This window comes from Burkholderia sp. Ax-1724, from assembly GCF_011752995.1.
GTDB lineage: Bacteria > Pseudomonadota > Gammaproteobacteria > Burkholderiales > Burkholderiaceae > Paraburkholderia.
Genome location: NZ_VWWL01000004.1, coordinates 26412 through 39367 on the forward strand (window position 1 = coordinate 26412; position 12956 = coordinate 39367).

Annotated in this window: 11 protein-coding genes; 6 read left to right on the plus strand and 5 right to left on the minus strand. The window is 62.9% G+C overall.

Annotation, left to right across the window (positions count from 1 at the left end; genetic code table 11):
- Positions 1–134: 134 nt before the first annotated feature.
- The 4 genes from F3J19_RS05945 to F3J19_RS05960 all read left to right on the plus strand — a co-directional run bounded on the left by F3J19_RS05945 (position 135) and on the right by F3J19_RS05960 (position 4393).
- Positions 135–854: a FadR/GntR family transcriptional regulator gene (locus F3J19_RS05945; RefSeq protein ID WP_167038764.1), complete on the plus strand. Its 720-nt coding sequence runs from the start codon at positions 135–137 to the stop codon at positions 852–854.
- A 99-nt stretch (positions 855–953) separates the two neighbouring features.
- On the plus strand, positions 954–1721 hold the full coding sequence (locus tag F3J19_RS05950; RefSeq protein WP_167038766.1) for an SDR family oxidoreductase: 768 nt from the start codon (positions 954–956) through the stop codon (positions 1719–1721).
- Positions 1722–1822: 101 nt separating this feature from the next.
- Positions 1823–3121 (plus strand): MFS transporter, encoded by a 1299-nt coding sequence (locus tag F3J19_RS05955; RefSeq protein ID WP_167038768.1) that lies wholly within the window; start codon positions 1823–1825, stop codon positions 3119–3121.
- 24 nt (positions 3122–3145) lie between these two features.
- Positions 3146–4393 carry an enolase C-terminal domain-like protein gene (locus F3J19_RS05960; RefSeq protein WP_167038770.1) on the plus strand — a complete coding sequence of 416 codons (1248 nt, stop codon included), beginning with the start codon at positions 3146–3148 and terminating at the stop codon, positions 4391–4393.
- A gap of 103 nt (positions 4394–4496) precedes the next feature.
- On the opposite strand, the gene F3J19_RS05965 is transcribed toward F3J19_RS05960, so the two are convergent.
- Together F3J19_RS05965 and F3J19_RS05970 are read right to left on the minus strand one after the other, a co-directional pair.
- Positions 4497–5228 (minus strand): PepSY-associated TM helix domain-containing protein, encoded by a 732-nt coding sequence (locus F3J19_RS05965; protein WP_167038772.1) that lies wholly within the window; start codon positions 5226–5228, stop codon positions 4497–4499.
- Positions 5229–5282: 54 nt separating this feature from the next.
- Positions 5283–7520 carry a TonB-dependent siderophore receptor gene (locus tag F3J19_RS05970; RefSeq protein WP_167038774.1) on the minus strand — a complete coding sequence of 746 codons (2238 nt, stop codon included), beginning with the start codon at positions 7518–7520 and terminating at the stop codon, positions 5283–5285.
- 468 nt (positions 7521–7988) lie between these two features.
- On the opposite strand from F3J19_RS05970, the gene F3J19_RS05975 reads away from it, so the two are divergent.
- On the plus strand, positions 7989–8984 hold the full coding sequence (locus F3J19_RS05975; protein ID WP_167038776.1) for an aldo/keto reductase: 996 nt from the start codon (positions 7989–7991) through the stop codon (positions 8982–8984).
- A 25-nt stretch (positions 8985–9009) separates the two neighbouring features.
- Here the strand turns inward: F3J19_RS05975 and F3J19_RS05980 are convergent, their stop codons facing one another.
- On the minus strand, positions 9010–9576 hold the full coding sequence (locus F3J19_RS05980; RefSeq protein WP_167038778.1) for a YbhB/YbcL family Raf kinase inhibitor-like protein: 567 nt from the start codon (positions 9574–9576) through the stop codon (positions 9010–9012).
- A 230-nt stretch (positions 9577–9806) separates the two neighbouring features.
- On the opposite strand from F3J19_RS05980, the gene F3J19_RS05985 reads away from it, so the two are divergent.
- Positions 9807–10262 carry a hypothetical protein gene (locus F3J19_RS05985; protein ID WP_167038780.1) on the plus strand — a complete coding sequence of 152 codons (456 nt, stop codon included), beginning with the start codon at positions 9807–9809 and terminating at the stop codon, positions 10260–10262.
- A 56-nt stretch (positions 10263–10318) separates the two neighbouring features.
- Here F3J19_RS05985 and F3J19_RS05990 read toward each other — a convergent pair whose 3' ends face one another.
- Positions 10319–11134: an ROK family protein gene (locus F3J19_RS05990; protein ID WP_167039319.1), complete on the minus strand. Its 816-nt coding sequence runs from the start codon at positions 11132–11134 to the stop codon at positions 10319–10321.
- 135 nt (positions 11135–11269) lie between these two features.
- Entirely contained in the window at positions 11270–12889 is a 1620-nt protein-coding gene (gene zwf / locus F3J19_RS05995; protein ID WP_167038782.1) for a glucose-6-phosphate dehydrogenase, read from the minus strand.
- Positions 12890–12956: the final 67 nt, after the last annotated feature.

Consider the following 12956-nt stretch of genomic DNA (forward strand, 5'->3'; position numbering starts at 1 on the left):
ACTAATTTTTATCTCAAGTAAGCAATCAACCTGACGAGCCACGCCCCCACCTCTCGCCAGGGTCAACCCTGATTGCGAGGAAAATGCACCACGCTTATCTTTCTACATCATACGTATGACATAGAGAAGGTAGCATGGCGACCCTGCATCGACAGGTTCTCAATCAGATGGGCGAGCAAATCTGCTCCGGCAAATTCGCTCCGGGCGACGTTCTTCCGTCCGAACCCGAGCTGGCCGAACAACTGCAGGTGAGCCGGATCACGATCCGCGAGACCATGAAGTCGCTGTCGGCAAAGGGCATGCTTCAGGTCCGGCGCCGCTACGGCACGGTCGTCCTGCCTCGGTCGCAGTGGCAGTTGTTCGATCCGGACGTGATGACCTGGCGGGCTCGCGCGAGCAGCGCCGATGCGAGCCTGATCCAGGACCTGATGGAATTGCGTCTGATCATCGAGCCCAATGCGGCCAGGCTCGCCGCCTTGCGCGCCACGGCGGAAGACAAAAAGGCCATCCGCCGCGCCTATAACGCGATGGAGCGGGCGGTTGCCGGTCACGGCGAATATGTGCCGGCCGACCTCGCATTTCATGGCGCGATTCTCACCGCTTGCCACAACCAGTTCGTCGAGCAGATGCAGAACGCGCTATCGGCGATTTTGCGCACGAGCTTCGAACTGAGTTCCGAAATCGCCGGCGGCCCCGCGCGTTCGCTGCCGATGCACGAGGCCCTGTGCGTCGCGATCGAGCAAGGCGACGGCGTTGCCGCCGAACAGGCGGTGCTCACGCTGATCCGGCGCGCGGAACAGGATTTCGAGGATCGGGCCAAACTCGCATCGACGGTGAACGGCAAGCCGGCCTGAGCCGATTCGCCTCTACGACGACGCATGCATCGCGCCCGCATAACGGGCCGCGAGGGGCGCCCGTACGCCCGGTTTCGACACATCGAAAAGGAAGATGAGATGACCCAGCTTTTTGACTTGACCGGGCGCACCGCGCTCGTGACCGGCTCGGCCCGCGGTATCGGCTTCGCGCTCGCGGAAGGTCTCGCGACGGCCGGCGCGCGCGTCGTGCTGAACGGCACGCGCGCGGACACGGTGGCGGACGCGGTCGAGCGTCTCGCCGCGAAAGGATTGGACGTGCAGGGGCGCGCCTTCGACGTGACCGACGAAGCAGCAGTCGTGGCGGCCTTCGAGGCGTGGGACGCGGCAGGCGTGCAGATCGACATCCTCATCAACAACGCGGGCATTCAGTTTCGCAAGCCGCTCGTCGAACTCGAACTTGCCGATTGGCAACGCGTGATCGACACCAATCTGACGAGCGCGTTCATCGTCGCGAAGCATGCCGCGAAGCGCATGATCGCGCGCGGCACCGGCGGCAAGATCGTCAATATCGGCTCGCTGACGAGCGAAGCGGCGCGCGCAACCGTCGGCGCCTATACCGCGGCCAAAGGCGGCATCAAGATGCTGACGCGTGCCATGAGCGCCGAGTGGGCGTCGTCGAACATTCAGGCGAACGCGATCGGGCCGGGCTACATCCTGACCGACATGAACAAGCCGCTGATCGAGAATGCGAGTTTCGATGCGTGGGTGAAGAGCAGCAACCCGTCCCAACGCTGGGGTAAGCCGGAAGAACTCGTCGGCACTGCGGTCTATCTGTCGTCGCCGGCATCGAGCTACGTGAACGGGCAAATCATCTTCGTCGACGGCGGCTGGCTCGCCGTACTCTGAAGCGGAACACCTTCGGAAAACCCCATCAGGACAGGACACGACTCACCCGAGCGGGTGAGTCGACCATTTAATTAGTATGCCGCATTAATCCAGGAGACATCATGGAAGACGTCAAACCCGTTGCAACACAAAGGTGGTGGTATCTCATGCCCATCATCTTCATCACGTACAGTCTCGCCTATCTCGACCGCGCCAATTACGGTTTCGCCTCGGCGGCCGGCATCGACAAGGACCTCGGCATTTCGCACGGCATGTCGTCGTTGATCGGCTCGCTGTTCTTCCTCGGCTACTGCCTGTTTCAGGTGCCCGGCGCAATCTATGCGCAGCGCCACAGCGTCAGGAAGCTGATTTTCTTCAGCCTGATCCTGTGGGGAATCTGCGCGGCCGCAACCGGCGTGGTGAGCAACATTCCGATGCTGATGGCGCTGCGCTTCGTCCTCGGCGTGGTCGAGGCCGCCGTGATGCCGTCGATGCTGCTCTACATCAGCCGGTGGTTTACGCGCAGCGAACGCTCGCGCGCGAACACCTATCTGATCCTCGGCAACCCGGTAACGGTGCTGTGGATGTCGGTGGTATCGGGCTACCTCGTGCATAGCTTCGGATGGCGCGAGATGTTCGTGCTCGAAGGCATGCCCGCGCTGGTCTGGGCCATCGTGTGGTGGTTCACGGTCCGGGACCGTCCCGCCGACGCGCCCTGGATGAGCGACGCCGAAAAGGCCGAACTCGAAAGGCGCCTCGTCGCCGAGCAGGCCCATATCGCGCCGGTGCGCGACTACAAGGCAGCCTTCCGTTCGCCGACGGTTCTGAAGTTCTGCTCGATTCATGCGCTGTGGAGCGTCGGCGTGTACGGCTTCATCATGTGGCTGCCGTCGATCCTCAAGATGGCAGCGCAAATCGACATCGTCTCGGTCGGCTGGCTCGCGGCCGTGCCCTATGTCGGCGCCATCGCGCTGATGCTGATTGCGTCCTGGCTCTCCGACAAGACCCGCAATCGCAAACTGTTCGTCTGGCCGCTGCTGTTGACGGGCACGCTCGCGCTGGTCGCATCGTTCCTGATCGGCAGCGCGCATTTCTGGATTTCGTTCTGGCTGCTCGTCGTGGCAGGCGCCACGATGTACGCACCATATGGACCGTTCTTCGCGCTCGTGCCGGAACTGATTCCCGGCAACGTGCTCGGCGGCGCGATCGGCTTCATCAATGCGAGCGGCGCACTCGGCGCATTCCTCGGCGCGTGGCTAGTCGGCTACCTGAACGGCGCGACCGGCAGCCCCGCCGCTTCCTATGTCTTCATGGCGGTCACGCTGCTGTTGTCCGTGATCCTGACGATGCTGCTTCCCGGCGCTCCGGCGCAACGCGCACAGCGCGACGGGGCACTGCCGGCCGCCACGGAAACCCACTAACTCCGCCGCCACCGAGAAACTGAAATGGCTACGCTTATTACCGATGTCAAGGTCATCCTGACCGCGCCCGAAGGCATCAACCTGATCGTCGTGAAGGTCGAGACGAATCAGCCGGGCCTATATGGCCTTGGATGCGCGACGTTCGCGTACCGTCACCTTGCCGTCAAGTGTCTGATCGAGGAGTATTTGCGGCCGTTGCTGATCGGCCGCGACGCCGAAGCGATCGAGGAAACATGGCAACTGATGCACCAGAACGCGTACTGGCGCAATGGCCCGATCGAAAACAACGCGATTTCCGGCGTGGACATGGCGCTGTGGGACATCAAGGGCAAGATGGCGAACCTGCCGCTGTACCAGCTTTTCGGCGGCAAATGCCGCGAGGGCGTGCCCATCTACCGTCACGCCGACGGCCGCGATCTCAGCGAGCTTTGCGAGAACATCCAGAAGTACCGCGAGCAGGGCATCACGCATATTCGCTGCCAGAGCGGCGGCTATGGCGGCGGCGTGTATGGCAAGGCGCCATCGACCGCACCGGCCGGCGCCCTCGATGGCGTGTATCTGGATAGCCGGAAGTACCAGCGCGAAACGCTCAAGTTGTTCGACGGCATCCGCAGCCGGGTCGGCTTCGACGTCGAACTGTGTCACGACGTGCACGAAAGGCTGAAGCCGGTCGAGGCCATCCGGTTCGCGCGCGAACTCGAACAATACGAACTGTTCTTCCTCGAAGACGCCATCGCGCTGGAAGAAGGCGAATGGATGCGCCAGTTACGGGAAAAGACCACGACGCCATTGGCACAAGGCGAACTCTTCAATAATCCTTATGAATGGCGCTTCCTGATTACGGAACGCTTGATCGACTTCATTCGAGTCCATCTGAGCCAGATCGGCGGCATCACCGCGGGCCGCAAATTGCAGATCTTCGCCGAGCAGTTCGGCGTGAGAACGGCATGGCATGGTCCCGGCGATATGTCGCCGCTCGCGCATGCGGCGAACATCCATATCGATCTGGCGTCGCGCAATTTTGGCGTTCAGGAGTGGTCGGGAACCGAGCCGCCGAATTTCGTGATTCAGGAACTGAAGGGACCGAAGGCCGCATTGCTCGACGTATTCCCGGGCTTACCCGAATTCAGGAACGGTCACGTGTACGCCAACGACAAGCCGGGACTCGGCGTGGACATCGACGAAGCACAAGCTGCCCAATATCCGTGCGAAAACACGGTGACGACGTGGACTCAAACGCGCTTGCGCGACGGGGCCCTGCAAACGCCATGATGAAACGTAGGTAAGCGCGTGCGACGAGCCCGGATAAACGGGCTCGACGCGCTTCGGAAACATCGAACATGGCCTGCGCTGCATAGCCAGGCCACGCGCGCATTTACATCATGCCCATGCACACGGCAGCCGCAATCGATCCAAGCACGAGCACCGCGCCGGCGGTCTTGCGCCTGTTCAACTCGGTCCACAGCAACACGCCGGTCAGCGACAGCAGAATGATGCTGCCCGCGAGCGTATCGATCAACAACACCCAGCCAACGCTCAGGCCGACGCCCTTGTGCAGGTTCGTCAACATCGCGAGGAAGGTGTTGGCGCTGCGCTTGACCGTCACATAGTTATTGCCGACCCAGTACTCGGCCGAGGTATTCTCCTTCGGCGACGCGAAATTCAGTTGCCAGTGCTCGGGCTGCATCACGCTACGATCGCCCCACGCAACCGGATGCCCTGACTCCTTCTGCACGCGGCCCGGATTGCCCGCGATTTTCAACTCATGCCTGAGCCACTTCGCGAGTTCGCGCGGCGACTCGGGCGCCGGTTGCGGCAACGGCACCTGCACGACGGACACCTGCGGCTCGCCGGTCGATACCCTGAGGGGCCCGCCGCGATGGTTCAGAAAGAACCCGGTCGTGCCGAACAGCAGACCGAGCGCGGCGCCCCACAAGCCGATCCAGCCATGCACCTTGCGCAGCCATTTGATGAACGTCGCGCGACGCGAGCGCTGCCGGCGCAGCTTCAGTTCATCGCCATCGAGCCGCCGTGGTTCGTGCGCTTCGTGCGTCTCGTGTTCGCCGACGGCGAGCGGTTGAAGGTCGATTGTGTCCGATACGCTCACGTTTCACTCCAGGTACGCAACAGATTGTGATGGCTCAGCGATGCGCTTGCCGCGTCAGAAGCGGTAATCGAACGTCGCGAGCAGCGTGCGGCCGATTCCCGGCACCGAACGTCCGCCATCGGACGGAATCAGCGCATCGAAGTAGTACTTGTTGGTCAGGTTCAGCAGGTTCAGGCGCACGTCGAATTTCTTCGCGTGATAGGCAGCGGTTGCGTCCCAGCGCGTATAGCCCGGCACCTTCACGTAGTTCGTATTCGACGCATAACGCGGCGACATATAGATCGGACCGCCGCCGATTTCCCAGTGCGGCGTGATCGCATAAGTCGTCCAGAGCGTCAGCGTGTTGCGCGGCGTATTGGCCGGCGTGTGACCCTGAGTGCCGTCGGCGGCCTTCAGGATGATCGCGTCCATATAGGTGTAGCCGCCGAAAATCTGCCACTTGTCGGTGATGTGCCCGGTCACGCCCGCCTGAAAACCGTCCACGCGAATGTCGCCGGCCAGCGAGTATTCGGTCGGCGAGACCTGGGTGCGCGCGTTGTCCATCTCTTCGCGGAACAGCGCCGAGGTCAGCGAAATGTTGCCGCCGAACAGGTCCCACTTGCCGCCCACTTCATACGACTTCGTCGATTCCGGCGCGAGGTTCTGCGTGAGGTTCGTCACCGTCAGCGTTTCGAGCGACGGGTTGAACGACGTGCCGTACGATACGTAGTACGACTGCCAGTCGGTCGGCTGATAGATCACGCCGGCGCGCACGCTCGTGAAGTCGTTGGTCTGACTCGCATAAGCCGGCGCGCTGATCGTGTTATGAATCTCGGCCGAAAAGCGATCCCAGCGCAGACCGCCGATCACCTTCCATTGCGGCGTCAGCGTGATCGTATCGTTCAGGTAGGCGGCAATTTCGTTCGCGCTCGAATCGGCATAGTTGCCGACCGTGGTCGTCACGTTCGACGGCGTGCCCATGATCGGCGGATTGAGCATCGGCACGATCGGCAGATTGTTGCGCGTATAGGCCTGGTTCGTATAGCTGTCGTGGCCCACTTCGACACCGGCGATCACGTCGTGTTTGATCGGCCCGGTATTGAATTTGTATTCGAGCATCGTGTCGTTGTAGATCGCGTGATTCTCGATCACGCGGTCATGACTCTGCAGCTTGATGAACAACTGCGAGGGAGACAGCGTCGTGAAGTTGCCGTTGGTCAGCGCGGTGGCCGACGGCGAACCGGGCAGCACCGCTTGCGGCGCGGTTTCGCGCGCGTCGGTCATCGAGTGCGAGAGCTGTGTCTGGTTGGTCAGCGTGAGGTCGTCGGAGAACTTGTGCTTGATCGCCGCCGTGAAGATCTGCACGTCCTGGATCGTGCGGTCGCTCGTCAAACCGTAGAACGTGTTCTTCGGCACCGGCGAGGGCCGGCCGTTCAGCGCCTGGATGCCGTAGTCGGGCATGTCGTCGTTGTGCTGGATCAGCGCGGACAGCGTGATCTCGGTCGGCGTGCCGATGCCGAAGCGCACTTCCGGCGCGATGCCGAAGTCCTTGCTTTTCATGACGTCGCGCGTCGAGCCGAGGCTCTGGCCGAATGCGTTCAGGCGGATCGCCGAGGTGTCGGTGAGCTTGTGGTTCACGTCGACGGTCGAGCGATAGCGGTCGTCGGTGCCGATCATGCCGGAGACTTCCGCCGAATCCGTCAGGTTCGCCTTCTTGCTGACCTGGTTGATGACGCCGCCGGTCGAGCCGCGGCCGAACAGCATCGACGACGGGCCGTACAGCACTTCGAGCGATTCGAGATCGAACGTGTCGCGGTAGTACTGGTTGCGATCGCGGAAGCCGTCGAGATAGATGTCGTTTTGCGCGGTGAAGCCGCGCAGGTTGATGTTGTTGCCGATCTGCCCGCCTTCGGCCGCGCCGATCGTCACCCCCGGCGCGTTGCGCAGCGCGTCCGTAAACGACGTCGCGCCTTGCGAGGCGAGCAGGTCGCGATTGATCACGGTGACGGTCTGCGGAATGTCGCGCAACGCGGTCGGCGTTTTCGCGCCGACGCTCGAGCGCTCGGCCTGGAAGTCCTGCTGAACGGCTTGCCCCTGCACCCCGATGGTCGGCAGCGTCTGTCCGTCGGCGGTCGGCGCGTTGGTCGCGTTGTTCTGGGCGAGCGTCGTCGCGCTATGCGGCGCTGTTGCCGGCGCGCTCGCGGCAGCCGGTTGCAGTGCGCTTTGCGGAGCGGTCTGCGCGATCACCGGGGTCGCGAAAGGAACGGTAAAAGCTAGCGCAAGCGCTGTCGCGAGCGGCGTGTGGTTGAGCATGGATATCCCGTCAGGAATGCGCTTGTCGAATTCGCATGTCCGGCATGCAATTCATGACAAAGCCGCAATTGGCTGGCTGCCGCTCTCCATTTTTCGACCGGAGATGACGGGATGGCTGGCTTGGTTTAAATGAGAATCACTATCATTCCATATGCATGTTGCGCCAGCAATCTCGACCTGTATTACTTCGCGTAAGGAATTTATTTCCGCGCTTTACTAACGAAAGTACTTTGTAATTTTTAAGGCTGATCTCGCCCAGTTTTATTACGTTTAGTAATGTCTAATTCATGCCTCTCCTCACAATGGCAAGGCCTTGATTCATCCAAACATTACAAATTTACTTTCAAATAAATAACAAACGCGAGTGACGGCTGAACGCACGGGATCGCAAGTCCGTTTATCCTTTTTACAACACCGCTGTCCGGTTACGCTTATGCAGGTTTCCGTTCCCCTCTCTGGAGTCGATCTATGCAATACCGCCAATTCGGCCGCACCGGCCTGACCGTTTCGCGCCTGTGCCTCGGCACCATGACCTTCGGCCTGCAAACCGAAGAAGCGGCCTCGCACCGCATCCTCGACACGGCCGCCGATGCCGGCGTGAATTTCATCGACACCGCCGACGTCTATCCGCTCGGCAGCAGCGAGAACGTGGCCGGGCGCACCGAGGAAATCGTCGGGCGCTGGCTGAAGGGCAAGCGCGAGCGCTTCATCGTCGCGACCAAGGCGGTCGGCAAGATGGGCCCCTCGGCATGGGATCAGGGCGCCTCGCGCAAGCACCTGCTCGATGCGATCGACGCATCGCTGCACCGCCTCGGCACCGACTACGTCGACCTCTACCAGCTCCATTCCGACGACGCGAAAACGCCGCTCGACGAAACGCTCGAAGCACTCGACGTGATCGTGCGTTCGGGGAAGGCGCGCTATATCGGCGTCTCGAACTTCCTCGCCTACCGGCTCGCGCGCGCCTTGGGACGCGCGGACGTGCTGCGCGCCGCGCGTTTCGTGTCGGTCCAGCCGCGCTACAACCTGCTGTTCCGGCAGATCGAGCGCGAACTGCTGCCGCTCGCCGCCGAGGAGCAACTGGCCGTGATGCCGTATAACCCGCTCGCGGGCGGCCTGCTGACCGGCAAGCACCGTCACGACACGGCACCCACCGAAGGACGCTTCACCGGGAGCGTCGGCAAGGCCGGCGCGATGTATCAGGAGCGCTACTGGCACGAACGCGAGTTCGAGACGATCGAGCGGCTCAAGTCGATCGTCGCGCCGACCGGCGAGTCGCTCACGAAGATTTCGCTCGCATGGGTACTCGCCAATCCGCTGGTCACGTCGGCGATCATCGGAGCGAGCCGCGCCGAGCAGCTGACCGACACGCTCGCGACCGTCGACTTCGTGCTCGATAGCGAAATCAAGGCACAACTCGATGAGGCGAGCGTGCAGTATCGCTGGGGGGATGCGGCGCGCTAGTTCGGCGCTTCAGCGCTGAAGTACTTCAGCGTCCATAGCACAGCACGGTACTCGTCGCGGCGATCACATGATCCTTGATCGCCGCGAGGAACGCGTCCCGCGTCAAGCCGGCCGGCAGCGCGCTGGGCGGCAGATCGAGCGCATAGACCTGCGCGATGTAGTGATGCGGCACCTCGCCGACCGGCGGACACGGCCCGTAATAGCCGGGACCACCGGTGCGATTGGTACCCGCGACGCTGCCCGGCGGCGCTGCCTCGCCCGCAGCGAGCCCCATCGTGGTCGGCGCGATGCCGTACACGATCCAATGCACGATGCTGAGGCCCTTCGCGCCGTCGGGATCGAAAATCGTGACGGCGAAACTCTTCGTGCCGACCGGCGCGTTCTGCCATTGCAGCGCCGGCGACACGTTGCCGCCACCGCAATTGTTCGCGCTCGCGGCATGGCGCGCATCGAGCGTGCCGCCATCGGCGAGTCCAGGCGACGACAGAGCGAACGCCTGCACCGCGTAGGCATGTGCGCTCGCCCAGGCAAGCAGCGCGCAAACGCCGACTGAGGAGAGGCGCCGGACGATGTTGAGATTGCTTCGGATCATTTAAGTCTCTCTGGCTGGAAAATCGCCGAGGGCTTCGGCAGGAACGCGCACGCGCGGCGGCTTCGGCGGCCTCTCTCGCGAGAACGTTGTTTCGAGACAGAACCGCTGGCATAGTGCGCCAATCTCACACTCCACTCACTCTGTCGCCGGGCATTCCGGCCGCAGCCCTATAGGCATTGAACAATGGGTACTGAACAATGCGGGTAACGTCCTCGCTCCTTGCGGTCTTCATGATTGGCATGATCGGTACGCTGCCCGGTGCGGCCCGCGCCGGGTCGCTTCCCGGTTTCGCGGATTGCCCCGTCGCCGTCGCGGCAAAACACGGCCCCGTGCCACGCCTGACCTTCACCGACGCCCAGGCCAGGCGCTACAGCAGCGTCATCCGTGACGCCGCGCGGGGGCCGGAGAATTTCGCGGGCCACTACATTCTCGCGACATGGGGATGCGGCGCTGGATGCGTGATGGCCGCGGCCATCGACGTAAAAACAGGCCGCGTCACCTCGTTGCCGTTCACCGTTTCCGACTGGCCGATCGACGTGACCGAGCCGCTCGCCTATCGCGCCGACAGTTGCCTGCTGATCGTGCGCGGCAGTCGCAACGAAAGCGCGGAACACGGCACCTACCACTACGCATTCGACGGCAAAACGTTCAGCCTGCGCAAGACCGCGAGCGAATTCAAACGCTAGCTAGCCAGCCCGCGCGACAACGCAACGCGAGGCACCCGCCTCGCGCAGTCCACCACTTACCGCCACTTGAACGGGCCAGTACGCTGATTCGCTTCCGGCAACTGCCGCGTCTCGCGCACCGACAGCGGATGCCACAAACGCGCGCCGCCCTCGATCCCCGCGTCGTTCGAGACGGTCGCCACGTTCGCCGGCAATTCGAACTTGAGACGCGCCGCATTGCCGCCGCCGATCCACAGCTTGTCGTAATTCACGAGCGCATTGAGAATGCCGATCACTTTCTCGACGCGCCGATTCCAGCGCTTGTTGCCGACCTTCGCGCGCGCCGCCTCGCCGATGTATTCGTCGTAGGCCACCCCCTTCTTGCTGACCGGATGATGCGCGAGTTCGAGATGCGGCATCAGCTCGCCATCGCGAAACATCGCAGTGCCCGCGCCCGTGCCGAGCGTCAGCACGAATTCGAGGCCATGCCCTTGGATCGCGGCGAAGCCCTGCATTTCGGCGTCGTTGATCATGCGCACGGGCAAGCCGCCGAGGCGCCGCGCGAGCGCATCCGCAAGCGGAATGTCGTGCCAGCCCTCGACGCCGAAATGCGGCGCGGTCAGGATGCGGTTATTGCGCACCACGCCCGGAAAGCCGATCGACATCAGCGTGGGCGGCGCCTGTTCGACGAGCGGCGCAACGAGTTGCGCGAGCGCATCCACGAGTTGATCGGGCGTGCACGGATGCGGCGTGGCCACACGCACGCGCTCCGTTTTCATCCGGCCATCGGCATCGATGATCGCAGCCTTCAGTCCCGTACCGCCGACATCGATCGCGAGAATGTTTTCGCCGCCGCCCTTCGAGACACTCCGTTTCGGTGCGGCCTGTTTCACCGCGCTCCGTTTCACCGCGCTCTGCTTCACTGCACTCTGCTTCACCGTGCTCTTCTTGCGTGTCGCCACGATATCCCCCCGAATGTGGTTGATACGATTGCCTATCTGCATTGGCAGAATTGGCGAATGCCGCGCTCACTTCTTCTCCACCGCGCTTCGCTGCAACGGCCGCCATGCATGACCGTCGCGCGCGAGCAGCGCATCGGCCGCGGCCGGCCCTTCGCTGCCGGCCGCATAGCCGTGTACGGCAAGCGCGCCGCCGCGCTTCGGATGCAGCACGTCGTCGACCGCGCACCAGCTCGTCTCGATGCTGTCGGCGCGCTGGAACAGCGTGGCGTCGCCGAGCATGCAGTCGTAGAGCAGCGTTTCATAGCCGACGTTCGCGCGCTCCGCGAAGAAGTCGGCGTAATCGAACGACGACTGCACCGCGCCGACCTGCATGACCGGCCCCGGCGTCTTCACGTTGAAGTCGAAGCTCGTGCCGTGTGCGGGATCGATGCGCAGGGTCAGCACGTTCGGCGTAAGCGCATCGACCGGTGTATCGCGAAACAGACGGAGCGGCACCGGCTTCAGTTGCACCGAGATTTCGGTGCGGCGCACGGCAAGCCGCTTGCCCGTGCGCAGATAGAACGGCACGCCCGCCCAGCGCCAGTTCTCGACGAACACGCGCGCCGCCGCATAGGTTTCGGTCGTGCTGCCGGGCGCGACGTCCGGCTCCTCGCGATAGCCGATGCCGGCCGGCCCTTTTTCGTACTGGCCGAACACAACGTCGTCGGGCGTGAGCGGCTGGATCGCGTCGAAGATGTCGGCCTTTTTGTCGCGCACCGCTTCGGCATCGAACGAATTGGGCGGCTCCATCGCGACCATGCCGAGCAGCTGGAACAGATGGTTCGGCACCATGTCGCGAAACGCGCCGGTCTGCTCGTAAAACTTGCCGCGCCCTTCCACGCCGATCGTTTCCGCCGCGGTAATCTGCACACTCTCGATGTACTCGCGCCGCCAGATCGGCTCGAATAGCGCATTCGCGAAGCGCACCGCGAGAATGCTCTGCACGGTGTCCTTGCCGAGAAAATGATCGATGCGATACACCTGCGATTCCTGCGCGTACTGCAGGATATGCGCGTTCAGATCGCGCGCCGAGGCGAGATCGGTGCCGAACGGCTTTTCGATCACGAGACGGCGAAAGCCGCCGTTCGCGCTCTCGCCTTCCTTCAGCAAACCGGCCTTGCCGAGATGCTCGACGATCGGTTTGAAAAAGCGCGCGCCAACCGCGAGATAGAAGATCACGTTGCCACCCGGCGATTGCGCGAGTTTCTGCTTCAATTGCGCGAACGTGTCGTCGGATTCGAACTCGCCCGCCATGTATTCGAGGCGTTGCGCGACCCAGTTCCACGCGTCGTCGTCGAGCTTGCCGGCGTGGAAGGTGCTGGCTTTATCGGCGGCGAACTGCTGTAGCGACGTGTGCAGATCGTCGCGCCACGCGCCCGTTTCGCGCGCGCCATGATTGACGCCGACAATCTTCATGCCGCCGTCGAGCAGACCGTCGAGCGCGAGGTTGTAGAGCGCGGGCATCAACAAACGCTTGGTCAGATCGCCGCCCGCGCCGAAGATCACGAGCGTGCAGGGCGGCGCCGGATTCTTGCCGGCCGGCGAGGGCAACGCATCGTGCGGACTCGCGCTGACCTTGCAGCTACGCGCGGGCGTCGCGCCGGTTTGAGCGGAAGAAGCAGCGGGGGTATTCGATGGAGTCGACATGGGATTCACTCGTGCAAGCCAATGGACCGGATATAGCGATAGATGAAAGACCACACGCGCACCCGCA